Source organism: Blautia faecis, from assembly GCF_020554845.1.
GTDB lineage: Bacteria > Bacillota > Clostridia > Lachnospirales > Lachnospiraceae > Blautia_A > Blautia_A faecis.
In genome coordinates this window covers 22,162-41,558 of the sequence record NZ_JAJCIA010000010.1, presented here as the reverse complement: position 1 = coordinate 41,558, position 19,397 = coordinate 22,162, and the positions used below count along the sequence as shown (strand labels likewise).

Annotated in this window: 18 protein-coding genes and 2 pseudogenes; 16 read left to right on the top strand and 4 right to left on the bottom strand. The window is 38.0% G+C overall.

From position 1 onward, the window contains the following. Positions 1 to 2: 2 nt before the first annotated feature. The 15 genes and pseudogenes from LIZ66_RS06940 (at position 3) to LIZ66_RS06870 (ending at position 14,155) form a co-directional block, all read left to right on the top strand. On the top strand, positions 3 to 1,112 hold the full coding sequence (locus LIZ66_RS06940; protein WP_087273347.1) for a radical SAM family protein: 1,110 nt from the start codon (positions 3 to 5) through the stop codon (positions 1,110 to 1,112). Positions 1,113 to 1,120: 8 nt separating this feature from the next. After that, positions 1,121 to 2,302 carry a hypothetical protein gene (locus LIZ66_RS06935; RefSeq protein WP_227200752.1) on the top strand — a complete coding sequence of 394 codons (1,182 nt, stop codon included), beginning with the start codon at positions 1,121 to 1,123 and terminating at the stop codon, positions 2,300 to 2,302. A gap of 2 nt (positions 2,303 to 2,304) precedes the next feature. Then, positions 2,305 to 3,765, top strand: coding sequence for a lipopolysaccharide biosynthesis protein (locus LIZ66_RS06930; protein ID WP_227200753.1), 1,461 nt, complete (start codon positions 2,305 to 2,307; stop codon positions 3,763 to 3,765). Next, the gene (locus tag LIZ66_RS06925; protein ID WP_227200754.1) at positions 3,762 to 4,625 is read left to right on the top strand and encodes an esterase-like activity of phytase family protein; all 864 of its coding nucleotides are present in this window, start codon (positions 3,762 to 3,764) and stop codon (positions 4,623 to 4,625) included. Before LIZ66_RS06930 ends, LIZ66_RS06925 begins: the two co-directional genes overlap by 4 nt. A gap of 15 nt (positions 4,626 to 4,640) precedes the next feature. Further along, the gene (locus tag LIZ66_RS06920; protein WP_087273381.1) at positions 4,641 to 5,879 is read left to right on the top strand and encodes a nucleotide sugar dehydrogenase; all 1,239 of its coding nucleotides are present in this window, start codon (positions 4,641 to 4,643) and stop codon (positions 5,877 to 5,879) included. Between the two features lie 3 nt (positions 5,880 to 5,882). Further along, the gene (locus tag LIZ66_RS06915) at positions 5,883 to 6,518 is read left to right on the top strand and encodes a TRADD-N-associated membrane domain-containing protein (protein ID WP_087273355.1); all 636 of its coding nucleotides are present in this window, start codon (positions 5,883 to 5,885) and stop codon (positions 6,516 to 6,518) included. A gap of 24 nt (positions 6,519 to 6,542) precedes the next feature. Beyond that, positions 6,543 to 8,411, top strand: a complete 1,869-nt coding sequence (gene glmS / locus LIZ66_RS06910) for a glutamine--fructose-6-phosphate transaminase (isomerizing) (protein ID WP_087273357.1) — start codon at positions 6,543 to 6,545, stop codon at positions 8,409 to 8,411. Continuing rightward, positions 8,408 to 8,737 (top strand): annotated as a pseudogene (locus LIZ66_RS06905) (SIS domain-containing protein); the annotation flags it as partial. The gene glmS and the pseudogene LIZ66_RS06905, both read left to right, overlap by 4 nt. A gap of 81 nt (positions 8,738 to 8,818) precedes the next feature. Then, positions 8,819 to 10,207: a phosphoglucosamine mutase gene (gene glmM / locus LIZ66_RS06900; protein WP_227199041.1), complete on the top strand. Its 1,389-nt coding sequence runs from the start codon at positions 8,819 to 8,821 to the stop codon at positions 10,205 to 10,207. 214 nt (positions 10,208 to 10,421) lie between these two features. Continuing rightward, positions 10,422 to 11,114 (top strand): hypothetical protein, encoded by a 693-nt coding sequence (locus LIZ66_RS06895; RefSeq protein WP_187566195.1) that lies wholly within the window; start codon positions 10,422 to 10,424, stop codon positions 11,112 to 11,114. Continuing rightward, positions 11,101 to 12,036, top strand: coding sequence for a nucleotidyl transferase AbiEii/AbiGii toxin family protein (locus tag LIZ66_RS06890; RefSeq protein WP_187566196.1), 936 nt, complete (start codon positions 11,101 to 11,103; stop codon positions 12,034 to 12,036). Before LIZ66_RS06895 ends, LIZ66_RS06890 begins: the two co-directional genes overlap by 14 nt. 316 nt (positions 12,037 to 12,352) lie before the next feature. Continuing rightward, a complete protein-coding gene (locus tag LIZ66_RS19900; protein WP_330608504.1) occupies positions 12,353 to 12,523 on the top strand; it encodes a hypothetical protein in 171 nt (56 codons plus the stop codon). Between the two features lie 70 nt (positions 12,524 to 12,593). Continuing rightward, positions 12,594 to 13,043 carry a hypothetical protein gene (locus LIZ66_RS06880; RefSeq protein WP_187566197.1) on the top strand — a complete coding sequence of 150 codons (450 nt, stop codon included), beginning with the start codon at positions 12,594 to 12,596 and terminating at the stop codon, positions 13,041 to 13,043. A 391-nt stretch (positions 13,044 to 13,434) separates the two neighbouring features. Continuing rightward, positions 13,435 to 13,593: pseudogene (locus tag LIZ66_RS20330) on the top strand (AAA family ATPase); the annotation flags it as partial. A 181-nt stretch (positions 13,594 to 13,774) separates the two neighbouring features. Next, positions 13,775 to 14,155, top strand: a complete 381-nt coding sequence (locus LIZ66_RS06870) for a hypothetical protein (protein WP_227200755.1) — start codon at positions 13,775 to 13,777, stop codon at positions 14,153 to 14,155. 85 nt (positions 14,156 to 14,240) lie between these two features. On the opposite strand, the gene LIZ66_RS06865 is transcribed toward LIZ66_RS06870, so the two are convergent. The 4 genes from LIZ66_RS06865 to LIZ66_RS06850 form a co-directional block, all read right to left on the bottom strand. Next, positions 14,241 to 14,834: a hypothetical protein gene (locus LIZ66_RS06865; RefSeq protein ID WP_227200756.1), complete on the bottom strand. Its 594-nt coding sequence runs from the start codon at positions 14,832 to 14,834 to the stop codon at positions 14,241 to 14,243. Between the two features lie 123 nt (positions 14,835 to 14,957). Next, complete coding sequence (locus tag LIZ66_RS06860) at positions 14,958 to 15,725, bottom strand: CpsD/CapB family tyrosine-protein kinase (protein WP_227200757.1); 768 nt, start codon at positions 15,723 to 15,725, stop codon at positions 14,958 to 14,960. After that, positions 15,725 to 16,474 (bottom strand): YveK family protein, encoded by a 750-nt coding sequence (locus tag LIZ66_RS06855; RefSeq protein ID WP_227200758.1) that lies wholly within the window; start codon positions 16,472 to 16,474, stop codon positions 15,725 to 15,727. The genes LIZ66_RS06860 and LIZ66_RS06855 overlap by 1 nt, the downstream gene beginning before the upstream one ends. A gap of 75 nt (positions 16,475 to 16,549) precedes the next feature. After that, positions 16,550 to 17,560 carry an LCP family protein gene (locus LIZ66_RS06850; RefSeq protein WP_227200759.1) on the bottom strand — a complete coding sequence of 337 codons (1,011 nt, stop codon included), beginning with the start codon at positions 17,558 to 17,560 and terminating at the stop codon, positions 16,550 to 16,552. A 448-nt stretch (positions 17,561 to 18,008) separates the two neighbouring features. On the opposite strand from LIZ66_RS06850, the gene LIZ66_RS06845 reads away from it, so the two are divergent. After that, positions 18,009 to 19,391, top strand: a complete 1,383-nt coding sequence (locus LIZ66_RS06845) for a sugar transferase (protein ID WP_173717140.1) — start codon at positions 18,009 to 18,011, stop codon at positions 19,389 to 19,391. Positions 19,392 to 19,397 lie beyond the last annotated feature (6 nt).

The window sequence follows — 19,397 nt, the reverse complement described above, 5'->3', positions numbered from 1 at the left end:
GTATGGAAATTAAAAGATTGTTAGTTATCAATGTACCAATTAAAAATTGTAATCTTAAATGTGAATATTGTTATATTTCAGCATTGAAAGAAAATGAAAAAGGAGCAGCTAAATTTTTATATACTCCAGAGCATGTTGGCAAATGTCTTTCAAAAGAGAGGTTAGGAGGCACTTGTATTATAAATCTAACGGGAGGAGGAGAAACTCTTATTCCGAAAGAAATGCCGCAATATATTTACCAATTATTATTACAAGGACATTTTTTAGAGGTTGTAACAAATGGAACATTGACAAGTCGATTTGATGAAATTGCTGAGTTTCCAAGAAATTTGTTAGAGCATTTGGAATTCAAATTCTCTTTCCACTATGCAGAGTTAAAGAAAAAAGGATGGCTAGATAGATACTTTTCAAATGTGAAAAAGATGTGGGAAAAGGGATGTTCGTTTACTGTTGAGTTAATGCCTTATGATGGATTGATTGATGATATTGATGAAATTATAAATCTTTGTAAATCAGAACTAGGAGCAGCATGTCAAATTACAGTAGGACGAAATGATTTGACTGAGAAAAAAGATCTTTTGACATCTATGTCAAGAAAAGAGTATGAGTCTGTTTGGAGAAAATTTGATTCTACAATGTTTGATTTCAAATTGGATATTTTTCAGAAAAAAATAGATGATTTTTGTTATGCGGGAGCTTGGACTTTGTACGTTGATTTAGGAACTGGGGCTGCTAAGCCATGTTATGGACAGCTTAGTAATCAAAATATATTTAAAAATCCTGAACAACCAATAATCTTTAATCCAGTGGGAAAACATTGCAGACAGCCATATTGTTATAATGGGCATGCATTTTTAACCTTGGGAGTAGTTCCAGAATTAGAAACACCAACATACGCTGATATTCGTAACAGAGTATGTGAAGATGGTAGAGAATGGTTATCGAAAGAAGTTAAAGATGCATTTTCACAAAAATTAGCTGATAACAATGAAGTATGGGATGAAAAGAAAAAGAATAGTTATGAAAGAAAGTATCCGTTTATATTTTTTAAAACGGCATTATATGACTGGAAAGAAATATATAATAAAGTTATAAGAAAACGTAAGAAATAAGGTGCAATATGAGTAATGGACAAAGAAATATAAAACAGAAAAGTACAATACTTGCAATTATATTGGTGATATATATTTATGTTCCATACTTTGCGAATATTTTAGAAAACACTTTTAAAATTTCATCGTTATATGAATATATAATTTATATGATGCTTGCGATAATAGCAATAGGAACGACAATGAGCATGAATAAACGTGTGCTTATATTTTTGTTTGTCTTTTGTTCTGCGATAATCATTAATTATATAGTAGTGCCTTATCGGTATTATGTATTTATAGAAGGTATACAAGCGTTGGTTGGCATAGCAGTTCCATGTTTGTGTGTTTCAAATAATATATTTGATTTAAGAATATTTGTTGAAAAATGGTGGAAATTTTCTAAATTAAATTTACCGTTGGTATTAGTTGCAGTTGTCTTACTTAAACAAGGGCTAGTGCATTATTCAATATTTACAAGTATATGTGTACCAAATGTATTTATTGGTTCTTACATGGTACTTCAGGGAATTGAAAAAAGAAAATGGTTATATATTAATGTTGCCATTAATATTCTTGTGACTGCTGTTTTGGGTGGACGTATGTCTGCAGTAATATCAGCGTGCATGATTTTATTTGCATATGTATATTCAGGTAAAATAAAGTTATGGAAGAAATTAATAATTATTGTAGGACTGGTAGTATCGGCATATATTTTGCTAAACAATTTAATAGATATTTTATATTGGGTAAGCCAAAAACTAGCACAATATGGAATGCAATCTCGAAGTGTTACTTTGTTGATAAATCAAATAAAAAGCAATGAGATATACTTGACCAACAGAGATTATATTTATACGGCATGTGTAGAGTATATAAGAGGTAGAGTCGGTTTGCCAGGAGGATTTGGAATTCCGCTATATATTACTTCGGGTGAATATTATTATGCGCATAATGTTGTTTTGCAATTTTTGACATTTTTCGGAATATGGGGAACTATCATTATTCTTGGAATTACATTGATTCGTGCAAGAACGATAAAGTATATTGCACCTTTAAAGTGTAAAAAATTTATGTATTTTATGCTGCTATGTTATATAGGCATTGGAATGACAGGATCGAGTATATGGATTCATTATTTATCAACTATTTTTATTGCTATTTTCTTTTTTGGAAATAGCAAGATTTATCAGTCAATAGAAGTGAGTTAGATATGAAACTTTTTCTTAAAAAAATCATAAAAAAATATAGAGATATGTCAGTAGAAATGAAAGCTGCGTCTTGGTATGCAGTGGGAAATATAATACAAAAAATTGCGCCTTGGTTGGTAATGATTATACTGACGCATTACTTAGCTACTGAGGAATATGGAATATATAGTATATTTATGTCCTGGCTAGAAATATTTGAGATTATTATAACATTGAGAATATACAGCAATGGTTATGTTGCAGGATTAGTAAGGGACGATGAAAATAGGACAATATATACAGCAACTATGCAATCGTTGAGTATTGTATTGATTGTGATTTGGACGTTAATGTATTTAATGTTTCACAAGGGCATTAATTATATTACTGGAATAAGTACTCCGTTAAGTATACTGATGATATGTTCTTTTATAGGAACTATCAGTTTCGGATTGTGGTCATCAAGACAAAGAGTTGATAACCAATATAAGAAAATGTTATTTGCAATAATTGTATATGGTCTTATCGGACCTATCGTTGGTGCATTAACCGTTTTCCTTAATTTAGATAATCCTATATTTTATGTTATAGCTACAAGGACAGTAATCCAGTTAGGGGTTGCAATTCCGTTTTTTATATCAAATTATAAAGGTACGTCCACATTATGGAAAAAAGACTATGCAATAGATGCATTGAAATATAATTTGCCATTGATGCCATATTACTTATCGATGATATTATTAAATCATTCGGATCGTTTAATGATACAAAAAATTGATGGTTATGAAGATGCTGCTTTATATAGTGTATCATATAGTGCAGCCATGGTCATCTTTGTTATAAGTGGTGCCTTGAATTTATCTTTACAGGCATGGCTGTTTAAGGAATTAAAATTAAAGGATTCGTCGAAAGATAAAAGTAAATTGATAACAGTCGGTACAATTATAGTTGCTTTTTGCGCTATTGCGGAAATTGTGATGGCTCCAGAAATAATTTTGATTTTAGGAGGGAAAAAATATTTAGAGGCAATATGGGTTATGCCACCATTAGCAATTAGTGTTATTGTTATGTATATATATCAACAATATGTAAATATCTTGTTCTATTATAAAAAGACGAAATTTATTTTGTTTGCGTCAGTATTTGCAGCAGTGTGTAATATAATTTTAAATGCTATTTTTATTCCGATTTTTGGATATGTTGCTGGTGGATATACGTCATTAGTAAGCTATTTAATAGTCATGATTTTATATTTTGTATTAGCAAGAAAAGAATGTATTGATAATGAGATACAAATGAAAAATTATTTTAATACAAAATTGCAAATGACAATACTTATAGGTACGAGTATTGTGGCATTGTCTATGGTTGCTGTATATAAAAATGCAGTTGCTAGATATTTGTTGGCTTTAATGATGTTTGTATTATTGGTTGCAACAAGGAAAAAATGGATACCAGAACTGAGAAAAGGAAAGAAAGTATGAAAAAGAAAAAACAATTAATTTTTATGTTATTTTTTCTCATAATACTTTTTACAGTAGGATATATAATTTTACCACGTATTAGAGTAAAAATTGAACAAGAGAAATGTGACAAAATATATGCAAATAAAATATTAAAATTGCCGGACAAAGAAAAAGCTAATGTAGGATTTACGTGTACAGGGCTTTATTGGGATAAAGAAGAAGAGAGTTTTTTTATAGGGAATGCAGGTAAATATAAGCCTAATGATAAGACTTTCCAGGCTTCTATCGAAATAGTTGAAAAGGATTTTTCGGCTATTAAAGGAGATATACCTTGTTATTTAAAATTTGAGAATATGAGAGATATACAAGGAGTTACTAAGTCAACAGATGGAACTATCTGGTTATGTTCTTATGGAGAAAACAAAGTTCGCCATATAGACGAAAAAGGAAATGAATTAGGAAATTTTGATATAAAAGAACCATCTGGCATTGCAAATGATAGTAGGAGTAACACGCTTTGGATTTTGACGAATAATTATTTATATAATTGTTCATATGATGGCGTAGTACAAAAAACAATTAAAATACATATAAAAGGACAAGATCAATTGTTTTTAGACGAAAAAAATGATTTGATATATTTTTCAGCAGGTGCAGACTATCATGGAGATAGCTATATTTATACAGTTGACTTAAAAACAAGTAAAGTTAAACCATTATATGTATTGAAAGATTCATATGCAATTGAAGGGATTACGATTGTTGATGATGTATTGTATGTGCTAAATGATGGTTATTATCATGACGCTGAAACGCCAATCAATCAAGTTAATATGTATTTTTTAAATAAGATACAAACCAAAGAAAATTATCAGTAAATGGGGGGAAATATAATGAAAATAGCAGTAGCAGGAACAGGATATGTAGGACTTTCTATTGCCACATTGTTATCTCAAAATCATGAGGTAATGGCAGTTGATATTATCCCGGAAAAAGTCGAGAAGATCAATAAAAGGATTAGTCCGATTCAGGATGAATATATTGAAAAATATTTGAAGGAAAAAGAGTTAAATCTGACAGCTACGTTAGATGCGGAATCTGCGTATAAGGATGCTGATTTTGTTGTTATTGCTGCACCTACAAACTATGACAGCAAGAAAAATTTCTTTGATACGTCAGCAGTAGAAGCTGTGATTAAGCTGGTTATTGAATATAATCCAGATGCAATTATGGTAATTAAATCTACAATTCCGGTAGGGTATACTGCAAGCATTAGAGAGAAATTCCACTGTGATAATATTATCTTTAGTCCGGAATTTTTACGAGAGTCAAAAGCATTATATGATAATCTGTACCCATCCAGAATTATTGTGGGAACAGATGTTGAAAATGCCAGATTGGTAAAAGCTGCGAACACGTTTGCTGGATTGCTGCAGGAGGGCGCAATTAAAGAAAATATTGATACTTTGATAATGGGATTTACAGAAGCAGAAGCGGTGAAGTTGTTTGCTAATACATATCTGGCTCTTAGAGTATCATATTTTAATGAGCTTGATACTTATGCAGAAATGAAGGGACTGAATACACAGCAGATTATTAATGGGGTATGCCTTGATCCTAGAATTGGTTCTCATTATAACAATCCGTCATTTGGTTATGGTGGATATTGCTTACCAAAAGACACAAAACAGCTTCTGGCAAATTATGCAGATGTTCCTCAGAATATGATGTCTGCAATCGTTGAGTCTAATAGAACAAGGAAGGATTTTATAGCAGATCGTGTATTACAAAAAGCTGGATATTATGCTTATGGAGATGAAAATACATATGATGCTTCTATGGAAAAAGAGGTTGTAATTGGTGTATACCGTCTTACTATGAAATCAAATTCAGACAATTTCCGCCAGTCTTCTATACAGGGAGTTATGAAGAGAATTAAGGCTAAAGGGGCATCGGTTATTATTTATGAACCAACATTGGAAGATGGAAGCACTTTCTTTGGAAGCAAGGTTGTGAATGATCTGGATAAATTTAAAGAACAGAGCCAGGCAATTATAGCAAATAGATATGATAGTTGTTTGGATGATGTGAAAGACAAAGTATATACAAGAGATTTGTATGGCAGAGATTAAAAGATGATTGGAAATGCATTGCAATTTATACATCGATTGATAGTGCAGTATTGTGAATCGCCGGTTTCATCTCCGATAACATGGTGTTTGGGGATTATTTGGATAATAAAATCAATACATGCTCTGTACAAAATGAAAGTAAAAACAGATGAGTTGGTTGCTGAAAAGGAAGCAAAAGAGGTTTCAGAAGCCATTAAGGATCTGGATATTTTAACTGAAAAAAGCAAGGAAGAGAATCAGGATATTAGAACTTTAATGTTTGAAAATTTAAAAGAATTGAAGGAGTTCTATGTTATCTGTAAACAGCAAATTAGAAAATCTTTTTCAGCAGCTATGTTCTCATGCTTTGCAGGATTTATGCTTTTTGTTTTGGCAGTCATTATATTTTTATTAGGTGGAAATAATTCAGCATCATTTATGGCTGGTTTATCTGGAGCGATAGTAGAGATTGTGTCTGGTCTTTACTTCTGGATGTATAGGGAAACATCTAAACAACTTGCAAAGTACCACAAACGATTGGAGGCAACCGAGAAATATTTAATTGCTTTGCAGATTATCGAAATGTTGCCAGAAGAAAATAGAATCGAACAATATGGAAAATTAATGGATTATATTTTTGAAAATGTAAATAAACAATAGTATTTACGGGGAGATAAAAATAAAATGTGTGGAATAGTTGGTTTTACTGGAAGACAGCAGGCAGCACCTATTTTATTAAATGGTCTGTCTAAATTAGAGTACCGAGGGTACGATTCGGCTGGAATCGCTGTGCGAGATGGGGAGCGTCTGGCACAGGTGGTTAAAGCCAAGGGAAGATTAGGCAATCTGATTGAAAAAACAGATGAAGGAAAAGCACTAATAGGAACATGTGGAATCGGACATACACGTTGGGCAACACATGGCGAGCCAAGTCAGATTAATGCACATCCGCATGTATCTGGAAATTGTACAAGATCAGGTTCTGGAGAAGTAGAATCAGAAGTGGTTGGAGTACACAATGGCATTATCGAAAATTATACGGAGCTTAAAGAAAAATTATTAAAGCATGGTTATACTTTTTATAGTCAGACTGATACAGAGGTAGTAATCAAATTAGTGGACTATTATTATAAGAAGTATAATCTCGGACCGATTGATGCGATTGCCAAAACAATGGTTCGTGTGCGTGGTTCTTATGCCTTGGAACTTATGTTCAAAGATTATCCGGGAGAAATTTGGGTAGCAAGAAAAGACAGTCCAATGATTATTGGAGTGACAGACGGCGAAACTTATGTGGCTTCTGATGTTCCGGCTATTCTGCAATATACCAGAAATGTTTATTATATTGGTAATCTGGAATTTGCCAGATTGACACCTGGAGAAGCTCATTTCTTTAACCTTGATGGGGATGAGATTGAAAAGCAGACAACAGAAATTAAGTGGGATGCCGAGGCAGCAGAAAAAGCAGGATTTGAACACTTTATGATGAAAGAGATCCATGAACAGCCGAAAGCCGTTCAGGATACTTTGGGTTCTGTCATAAAAAATAATTGTATTGATTTATCATCAGTTGAAATTACAGAAGAAGAAATTCGGAAATTTGAACAGATATATATTGTTGCATGTGGTTCAGCTTGGCATGTTGGAATGGCAGCGCAGTATGTGATAGAGGACTTGGTGGATGTTCCAGTAAGAGTGGAGCTTGCATCTGAATTTAGATACAGAAAAATGCCAATAAATAAAAATTCATTGGTTATTGTCATCAGCCAATCGGGGGAAACAGCAGATACTTTAGCAGCTTTGCGTTTGGCAAAGGAAAAAGATATAACAACTCTGGCAATCGTAAATGTGGTTGGCAGCAGTATTGCTCGTGAGGCAGATAAAGTATTCTATACTCTTGCTGGTCCGGAAATATCAGTGGCAACGACAAAGGCTTACAGCGCTCAGCTTGTAGCAATGTATTGTCTTGCTGTTCAATTTGCCAGAATTAGAAATACCATTACAGAAGAGCAGTATAGTAATTACATTACTGAGTTATTGACAATTCCAGATAAGATTCAGAAAATCTTGCAGGATAAGGAAAGACTGCAATGGTTTGCTGCGAAATATGCTAATGCACATGATGTGTTCTTTGTGGGCAGAGGAATTGATTATGCGATTTCCCTGGAGGGTAGTTTAAAGCTGAAAGAAATTTCTTATATTCATTCTGAAGCATATGCAGCCGGGGAATTAAAGCATGGTACAATCAGTCTGATCGAGCCAGGAACATTGGTAATTGGTGTATTGACACAGAGTGATCTTTACGAGAAAACCATCAGTAATATGTTGGAGTGCAAGAGTCGTGGTGCGTATTTGATGGGACTGACAACATATGGAAAATATGAGATTGAAGATCAAGTAAATTTTGCAGTTTATGTTCCGAAGATAGATGAACACTTTGTAGGAAGTCTGGCGGTTGTTCCGTTGCAGCTAATGGGATATTATGTCAGCGTGGCTAAAGGGTTAGATGTAGACAAACCTAGAAATCTGGCAAAAAGTGTTACTGTAGAATAACGCTGAAGCATGGCACTATTAGTCTCATTGAGGACGGCACTCTTGTGATCGGTGTGCTCACCCAGTCTGAGCTTTATGAAAAAACCATTTCCAATATGGTAGAGTGCAAAAGCCGCGGAGCTTATCTCATGGGGCTGACTACCTATGGAAATTATAATATTGAAGATACGGCTTCCTTTACCGTTTATGTTCCAAAGACAGAGGAGTGCTTTGCCACAAGCCTTGCGGTGATTCCGTTACAGCTTATGGGATATTACGTCAGCGTGGCAAAGGGACTTGACGTGGATAAGCCGAGAAATCTGGCAAAGAGTGTTACGGTAGAGTAAATTTGCAGCAGTCTTATGGGTGCGGTGAACAGAAACGGCAGATGTTTTTCGGGGGAAAAACAACAGGATGAGGTTATAAAAATGGGAAAATATTTTGGTACAGATGGCTTCCGCGGAGAGGCAAATGAAAACCTGACAGCAGATCATGCATATAAAGTAGGCCGTTTTCTCGGCTGGTATTACGGAGAACTGAAACGCCGGAACGGTGACGACACGCCGGCGCGTATCATAATAGGAAAGGATACCCGCCGTTCCAGCTATATGTTCGAGTATACACTGGTTGGCGGACTGGTGGCTTCCGGTGCGGATGCATATCTTCTCCATGTCACGACCACACCTTCTGTGGCTTATGTGGCAAGAGTGGATGAATTTGACTGCGGTATTATGATTTCCGCAAGCCATAATCCATATTTCGACAATGGAATCAAGCTGATCAACGGAAACGGGGAGAAGATGGACGAGGAGACCATTTCACTTGTGGAAGCCTATCTGGATGGAAATCTGGAAGTTTTCGGGCAGAAATGGGAGGAGATTCCTTTTGCAAAGAAGGAAAAAATCGGCTGTACAGTAGACTATGTTTCCGGAAGAAACCGTTACATAGGGTATCTGATCTCTCTGGGTGTCTATTCCTTCCGCGGCGTGAAGGTGGCGCTGGACTGTGCCAACGGAAGCTCCTGGAACATTGCCAAGGCTGTTTTTGATGCTCTCGGCGCCAAAACCTACGTGATCAACGCCCAGCCGGATGGCACCAACATCAATAACAATGCTGGTTCTACCCATATCGGTGGACTGCAGAAATACGTGGTGGAGAATGGAATGGACGTTGGTTTTGCCTATGATGGCGATGCAGACCGCTGTCTCTGCGTAGACGAGAAGGGCAACGTGATCACCGGCGACCACATTCTCTACATCTACGGAAAGTATATGAAAGAGCGCGGCAAACTGCTGACCAACACCGTTGTCACCACCGTCATGTCCAACTTCGGTTTGTACAAGGCCTTTGATGAGCTTGGAATCGACTACGCGAAAACAGCCGTGGGAGACAAATATGTATATGAGTACATGATGAAAAACGGCTGCCGTATCGGCGGTGAGCAGAGCGGGCATATTATTTTCAGCAAATACGCCAGTACCGGTGACGGCATTCTCACCAGCCTGAAGATTATGGAAGTTATGATGGCAAGAAAGAAAAAGCTCAGTGAGCTGGCAGAAGGTTTTACCGTTTATCCTCAGGTGCTCACCAATGTGAGAGTGACCGACAAGAAGGCAGCGCAGGATGATGCAGATGTGCAGGCTGCGGTGAAGAAGGTTACAGAGGAACTGGGCGATACCGGAAGAATCCTGGTACGCGAGTCTGGAACAGAGCCGGTTGTGCGTGTTATGGTGGAAGCGGAGAGTGAAGAAATCTGCCAGAAGTATGTGGATATGGTTGTGAATGTAATTAAAGAAAATGGGTATGTGGCCGGGTAAGGGCTGGATGCCGTGGATGCCGCCGCCCGGCGTGTGCCGGGCGGCGGTGGTGTGTATAAGATAAGTTATAATATAATAATTTCGTATAGAATATTTAGAGATTAAATTGTTATAAGTTTGCAGCATCTGAATGTCGAGTAAAAACAAAATCTACTTGACATTCGATCTATGTCTGTTTATTATTTAAATAAAATAATTAGAAGGAGCAGGAGTGATGAATAGTAGAGAGCGGATAGAATTGTTTCTTTGCAATATTAAAGAGAATACTGTAATTGAAGCAAGCCGTATATATACTTTCTTGGCAGATGACATGACAGAAGCAGCATTTTATAAAACACTTGAACGCTTCTGCCAAAGTGGTTCACTTGTCCATTTGACTAAAGGGTTATATTATAAGCCGAAGAAATCCAGATTTGGAATTGTTCCGATCAGAGAGCAGGATATTGTTACTCATTACATTGGGAATCAGAAGGGATTGGTTGTAGGCTATAAACTGTATAATGAGAAAGGACTTACTACACAAATAAGTAAGCAGACGGAAGTTTTTTCAAATCATGTGCCAGGGCAAAGGAAAACAATTCAGAATGTGGTTGTAAAAAATATCTCTTGTGATCTGAATGAAGAGCGCGTAGCAGTAATTGAAACTCTGGAGATTCTTCAAAATTATTCTAAGATAGAAGATGTAAACAAAAAAGCGCTGATTACTTATATGGAGAAGTTTGCACAGTCTTATTCTGATAAAGCTGCGGTCTATGTCCTGGAGCATATGAAATATAAAAAGGCAACAATTGCTTTTTTGGAATCCTTTTTGGAGTATCTAAATGTTAATAACTCATTAAAACAATTTTTATCATCAATGTCTGTTTATGCAATTCCAACCATGGAGGAAATATATGAGACTGCATGAGAATGAAGAGGATTTTCGAGATCTTTGTAGTATAACAGCTGGATACATTGGCATTCCAGAAGACGCTGTTAGAAGAGATTATTACATTGTGAGTATGCTTCAAAAACTTGAGAAGAGTGAGTTTGCAGACTGTTGTGTGTTCAAAGGTGGAACTTCACTTAGTAAATGCTATCCAGGCTCAATCGAACGGTTTTCAGAAGATATAGATTTGACATTTTTGGCTTCTGGTTTGTCTAAAAAGCAGTATGATAAAAGTTTAAAGAAGATAGAGAAGATAATGACAAACACTTATAAAGTGGAAATTATCCCAGAAGAGCGAAACGATAGGAATAAAAGCTCTTATGTTTTCTTTGGTAATAATGATAATATTAAAGTGAAATTGGAAATTGGCTCCAGTGTTAGACCAGATCCATATTCTAAAAGAGTATTGAAGACATATATTCAAGAATACCTGGAAAAACAGGAAATGGAAGATGTTATAGCTGAATATGAATTAAAAGAAGTGGTAATAAATGTGTTGGCTATTGAACGTACATTTCTTGATAAGGTGATGTCAGTTAAAAGACATGCAATATGTGGAACATTAGGAAATAAAGTACGTCATATTTATGATGTTACCAGGCTTTTTCAGCGCGAGGATATTCAGGAATTTTTAAAAGCATCGGAAGAGCTAAAATCCCTTTTAAGAAAAACAAAGGATACAGATAGTTACTATCTGCAGAAAAGAAATATTTCCGAAGAATATGATCCTACTGGGAAATATGATTTTAACTCATGGAAAGAATACTTTAATGAATCAATACAAAGACGTTATGAAACTTTGCATGAGGATTTGCTGTATACTGATCAGAAACAGAATTTTGAAGATGCAGTAAATACATTCGAGGAGATTAACAGGATTTTTGCTGCGATTGATGAATGAAATAAAAAAAGTTTTTTGAAGGAAGAAGAAACATATTGTTTGGAGAAAATATCTTGATATATTTTTATAATATGGAAAAAGAGGACTAATGGTATTATTATGAGAGAATTTGTAAAAAATGGGAGGTTCTTATAACTGTAATTATTTCTATTACAAGTATTTTTTTGGCTACAAAAGCGAACGAGATGACATTTCCAATGCATGCACAGGCAATAGAATCCTGACTAGCTTGAAAATCATGGAAGTTATAATAACGAGAAAGAAGCTTAGTGAACTGGCATAAGGGTTTACGGTGTATCCGCAGGTGCTTACCAATGTGAGAGTAACCGATAAGAAGGCCGCACAGGACGATGTGGACGTGCAGGCAGCGGTGAAGAAGGTTACAGAAGAGCTGGGAGATATCGGCAGGATCCTGGTCCGCGAGTCCGGAACAGAGTCGGTGGTACACGTTATGGTGGAAACGGAAAGTGATGGATTCGAGCTATAAGATATAAAGTTAGGAAATTCGGATGAGACAGAATAGTAAAAATAATTAGGAGAGATAGGGGAGAAGGTATATGGTAGAAGCTTTACTTAAAGAAGTAGTATCTGCAGGTCGCACTGAAATTATATTGGCGGCAGGAGAACATTTGGCTGGTAAAATTAAAGCCGGTTATGACATAAAGAAATTGTTTGTTGAAACTGGGGAGTTTTTTATTGATTTTGAACCACAAGCAGAGCAATTATTTGAAGATTTGGCGTTAGTTTTTTCTAAAGAAAATATGACTAAATTGGCAAATGAGATGAAAGGAGATTCTGGCTATACTCTTAAAAAAAGTTTGCTTGATTCAATTATAAGATTGATGAACAAATATGATATTCCTAGAGAGCAGGCAATTTTATACGCTAATGAATTTCTTTTTGCTGTTCTGGGACAATTACCTGAAGTAGCACCGAAACAGTATGATAGATATTTTCAGAGTGAATGGAGAGAGGAACAGGAAAAGACACTAAATGATAGAAGTTAGTGTTGCAAACCTCTTGATATCTAGTTATAGTTGTGGGTCAGCAATAGAATCCGGATGGCGTTATCCAAGGAGAATATCATGAAGCATAAAACAACTTGTTTCTAATAGTAAATTCCAGTTTTGAAGAACTTTGCAAAACTAACTTCCATAAAAATCATGATATTTTGATTTGCCAGAATTTACTTTTGCAAGCGATTAGCTAAATCAGAACTTAAACTTGCAAACTGGAAGCAAGGTATTAAATATGTTTTCTTTCTTAAATTTGAAGAGGTAGTATTAGATATATTAGAGGAGGGACGTGCTGCTGGAAAATCTGAAGGAATCCAGATTGGCGCAGAGCATGAGCAGCGACTTACCAAAGGATGCTGATTTGGTGGAACGGGCTGTTGATATTAAAGCATGGTATGATGGCTACCATTTTGGTGATTTTGATGTATATTGCCCCTGGGATGTGATGAATTATCTGCTGGAATTGCAGCGTGATCCAAAGGCAACCCCTATCAGCTATTGGAAAAATACCAGTGACAATGCGATCATTCGCTCTTTTATACAATCATCCACTGTATAGTTCTGGTATGAAGATCTATAGTGCTGCGTCAGAAAAAAATCTCGAAATTTTTAGATAAAAACAGACAGATAAAACTTGTGAAGCTCCTGTTTCCGTGCTATTATGAGCATAGAAATTTGAAGCAGCAAACAGCTGCGAAAATAAAGGAAAGATGTGAGAGAAAATGAAGGAAACAATACAGGACGTACTTCAGCTGATTTTACAGGCCGATGATATCAAATATGTAAAAAATAGCGGTATATTGAATTATGGACTGGATTTGAAACAGGTGGTGGAACGTGAAATTGAATTGTCTGTTTGCAAGGATGATAAGGAAATATTGCTTGCGATGAATTATGACATAGAGCAATGCTCTGTTCAATTTCAGATTGTAGACTGCACGGAGGAAGAGGAGAAGAAGATTATAGATCTGGATTTTGCTTTAAACGGCGCCGAAGCTACGGGGGATTTTACAAAAGCGCTTAATTTATATTTGCTAAGTATCGGTTATATTGATGAAGGCGACCTGGAAGAGTATCGTCAGAAGGTCAGCCGCCTAAGCTGAGGATAATATGTGAGGCGAAAATCAGTAACAAAATAAAAACAGCTCCCTGCGTGGTCAGAGAGCTGTTTTTTATTATACACCAGAATTATTTAACTGTAACGGTGATGTATTTGCTTACTGTCTTGTAGTTTTTAGCTTTAACAGTAACTTTTACCTGATAGGTACCTTTCTTGGTTCCCTTAGCAACTACGATCTTACCGTTTTTGTTAACTTTGATCTTGGAGTTGTTTGTTGTGTAAGAAACTTTACCAGTTTTCTTAGTTACTTTGATAGCTTTCTTAAGAGTCTTGCTGTTCTTCTTAACTGCAGAAGCCTTTACAGTATACTTGTCAGTAGACTTTAAGGTAACCTTCTGAGTTTTAGCTTTGATCTTGTAAGTAAGAGTCTGTGTATATCCGGCATATTTTCCTTTACCGATGATGGTAACTTTGTATGTTCCGGCATTCTTACATGTTTTAACTTTTACTGTGTAGTATTTAGCTTTGATTGTTTTTCCAGCTTCATTCTTAACTACAACCTTTGGCTGCTGTTTCTTACCAGTGTAAGTTACAGTCTTCTTTGTAAGAGAAGCATTGAAAGATGTTTTTACAGGTGAATCTGCTGCAAAAACAGTAGTGCTGATGAGAAGCATCATTACTGCAGCCAGGATGGTTACAGCTACTTTTTTGAATGATTTCATTGGTAACACCCTCTATTTCTTAATTTAATGTATTTAATAAACGGTCTCCCCACGCAGACCCGTTTATCCGGAAGTTGGATTGCTGTGAATAAAGTTCACAGCCGGTAAAAATAGCACAAACGGTTATTTTTCGGTAGAATTCTTATCTGCGGCAGCGGAGTCAGAGCTGTTTTTCTTATCCTTAGGCTCATAACCATAGCCGTATCCATAACCATAACCGTATTTTCCATAGCCATACTTGCCATAAACACGTCCCTTTACATCGGCACGGTTCAGAACTGTACCGAGGAGCTTGCAGCCAGACTGCTGGATCTCATAAAGAGACTGCTTGATCAGAGTACGCGGTGTAGTACCGGCACGTACGACCAGAACTGCGCCGTCGCACAGAGAAGCGATAAGCGCTCCATCTGATACACTGCCAAGCGGCGGGGAATCTATAATAACAAAACGATAATTCTCTGAAAGGGTATTCAGAAGCTCTTTGAAACGAACATCTTCCAGAAGAGCGGAAGGATTCTCAAGGAGCTGTGTACACGGAACCATATAGCCGTTTGGAATATTGGTACTGTATACAACGTCCTCATATTCTGCCATACCGGAAAGATAGTGGTTCAGTCCCATGGTAGTGTCATCGTCATAGTCCATCTGAAAACGTGTTTTCATAACAGATTTACGAAGGTCAACGTCTACCAGAACAGTAGGAAATCCTGCTTCTGCAAGCATTTTCCACAGGTAGGAGGAAATGGTACTCTTACCTTCATTAGGCTGGCAGCTGGTCAAAAGGATCTTGCGGGTATTTTTACCGCAGAATTTAATATTAATACGAAGTCGGTTCATCGCTTCGGAAACTGCATAGGGCAGCTCCGGAAGGTTTACATTAAGCTGGTTCATTATTTCTTACGACCTCTCTTTCTGCCGCGTCTGCGGTGCTGCTCCTCATCCAGATCGATTACCTGATCGCTGTCAGGGATAGTGGTAAGAGGTACCAGTCCAAAATATTTTTCCATATCATCTGCAGTATGGATGGTGTCATCCATCAGATATTTTACAATAAAGAATGCTGCACAGATGAGAAGACCAAGCAGAGCACCGATCATGGTGAACTTGGTATAGCTTGGAGCTACCTTACTCTCAGGAAGCTTGGCATGCTGCGCCAGATTCGGAGCAAGTGTGCTCATGGTATCCGGGAGATAATCAATAGCTTCCTCTGCCATAGTTTCAGCCAGATCCATAGCCATCTGCGGATCGGTAGAAGTAGCAGTGATCTCCAGAATACGGGTATCGCTTGGGTTGTTCAGTGAAAAAGCTTTAGCCAGTTCATCAGATGTGGCATCCAGATCCAGACGGTCAATGACACGGTTCAGTACCGGATAGCTGAGCATCAGCTGTTCATAGTCTGCAGTCAGGGAAGTACCAAGATTCAGGTCACTTAAATTGACTACAGAATCGTCTGAGGCAGATACTACGTAAAGCTTGGCTGTGGATTCATAGGTAGGTGCGATAAAGAAAAAGGAATACGCACCCAGAAGTACAGCGCCTGCAATTAGACTGATCAGCAGATAACGCCATTTGTCTAACAAGGCGTAGCCTAGATCCACAAGGTCGATTTCCACCTCGTCGTTTGTGAGTTCTTCGTTCATGTCGGGTCTCCTTAATTTTGTTTATTGTAGCTGTTCAGAATTTTCCCAGCTACGATTTATTTTCTAACAGGAAAATTATTTCTTTTCCTTATAAAAAAGCGAAAGGATCGCTTCCTGAAGGCTGTCCGGATCAGGAGTGAAAGTCTGCCAGCCATCCTCGTCGAAGTCTGCAGTTCCCTCTATGGATACTTTCTCCTCCTCTTTCTCATCGGAAAGAAGAAGGGCAAGACGGGAAAACTTCTTGGCACTGATGTTGGTAGTCATGTAGTCCTCAAGTGCATGATAAAGATCCAGCGGGAACGTCTTATCTTCACTGCATTTCGCCTGGAAAACAGGCTTGAAAGCTTCCTCGTACTGGGCCTGACGGCTCATCCGGTTCTCATTCAGTCCGTCGGCAACGGTCTTGCGCTCACGGATGAAGCGCTCAGCGTCCTTACCGTGCAGAGTTACGGTCTGTCCCTTGATCAGTGTGTCACTGTCCGGGAAATCATCCTCGATGGTGACGGTGACACCGCCAACCATATCATTTACCACTTCGATGGCGCTCATGTTTACCATTGCAAAGCCGTCGATCTTGTGACCTCCAAGGAGCGTGGAAACTGCATCCACAGTATTCTCTGCACGGGTCTCATGATCCAGGCTCATGGCGTGTGCCAGGGATATCTGGCATTCTGTGGTATCTATGTAAGAGCCGTCATCTGCAAGGCTCTTCACCGGAGTCATGGTGTTCCGGTCGATGGTGAGAAACTTGCAGGTGTCTGTGCTTCTGTCGCGGACAAGCACAAGCAGCACGTCGCACTGACCGGTGCCGTCGTATTCCTTGATCTCGGTTACCTTATCCGGAGAATCAATTCCGGCGAAAAGGTAAGTCTCAAGATTCCCTTTCGGAACATAGGTAACACCTTTATAAGTGATCTGGTCAGTATCCTGTGTGGAAGAGGATGCACTCTGGGTCACAGCATGGCTGTTGGCAGAAGTGAGAACACCTGCAGCTGAGCCTATGCCAAGAACGCCAGCGGCAAGTCCTATGGCGAGATATTTTATTTTTTTATTTTTATTCTGTCTGGAAATTTGATTATGACGCATTGATTCCTTTCTGCAGACCGAGGTATACTTCGCAGCTGTTCACTCCGTTCACAGCAACACGCTCCGTGATGCACAGAAATCATGCATTTGCATGATTTCGCGCCGCAATTCTCGGGTTTTCTGTGAGCCTTGCTCACAAAAAACACCTCGCGGAACATTCCCTGTGAACAGTAACGGAACAGTACCTGTAAACCGTCACTCTGAAAATTACATATTGACAAAACTTAGAATCTGTTATTTACTTCACATTATAAAATATCATATTGTATAAATATTATATTGCTTTACCACAATGTGTACTGATTTTATCACGGTTTGGGGTGGATATCAACCCGCTCTGTCATTTTTTGTCAAAAATGAGTGACGAAAAAAATCGTTTTCCTCTGGGATTTTTTGTGCTATACTTATACAACGTATAGATTTCAGAGGAAATTTACTGGAGGAAAAAATGGAAAATCGCGAACGATATAAGAGACTGATCATGTTTTTGGCGTCTGCGGTGATCATCGCTATTGAAACATTGCTTTTCGCCTATATCTGGTATAAATTTTATGCCCACAAGGAGGTCATCGGCAGACGCTTTGACAGAGGTAATCAGGTAGTCATCGGTTTGTATGTGCTGATGATATACTTCTTTTACAAAATTTACGGTGGTTTTAAGGTGGGTTATCTGCGGGTATTTGAAGTAATCTATTCCCAGATCCTGTCTGTGTGCTGCGTGAATTTTATTACCTATTTACAGTTGTGCCTGATCGGTCGCTGGCGTCTGGGAGAGCATCTGACACCTATGCTGGCTATGACGGGGATTGACCTGGTGATCGTTGTCATATGGGTGGTTGGTATGCGTTATGTGTACACCAGACTGTATCCGCCCAGACAGATGCTGATGATTTATGGCGGACGTAATCCGGGAGATTTAAGGAATAAGTTTGAGACCAGAGAGGATAAATATGCCATTAAAGAGATGGCATCCCTTTCCCTTGGCCTTGACGTGATCAAGGAGAAGATCAACGGATATAAAGCAGTTGTGATCGGGGATATCCCGTCCCACGAACGAAATCTTCTCCTGAAATACTGCTTTGAGAAGGATATCCGCTGTTATTCTATTCCGAAGCTTTCTGATATTATGCTCCGGAATGCAGACGATATTCATTTATTTGATACCACGCTTCTTCTTTCCAGAAACCTGCGTCTGACAGCAGAGCAGCTGTTTTTCAAAAGAATTGTGGATATTATATTTTCCCTGGCAGGGCTGGTGATTGCATCTCCGTTTATGATTCTGATCGCACTTGCTATTAAGCTTTATGATGGCGGTCCTGTTTTTTATAAGCAGCCGCGTCTTACGAAGGATAAGCAGATCTTTATGATCCTGAAATTCAGAAGCATGAAAATGGACTCTGAAGTGAAGGGTGCCCAGCTGGCGAAGAAAGAGGATGACAGGATCACACCGGTCGGGAAGCTTATCCGCCGGATCCATTTCGATGAGCTGCCACAGATTTTTAATATCCTGAAAGGTGATATGTCTCTGGTAGGCCCAAGACCGGAGCGGCCGGAAATTGCTGCACTGTATAGCGAGAGGATCCCTGAATTTGATTACCGCCTGAAAGTGAAGGCCGGACTTACCGGTTATGCCCAGGTTTATGGTAAATACAACACGACACCTTATGATAAGCTGAAACTGGATCTCACCTATATTGAGACCTATTCTCTGAAGCTGGATCTGAAGCTTTTGATGCTTACCTTCAAAATCCTTTTCCAGAAGGAAAATACAGAAGGGGTTGAGGCATGGCAGAAGACAGCTGGCCAGGAGAAAAACGAGGAGAATGATTAAGACTGA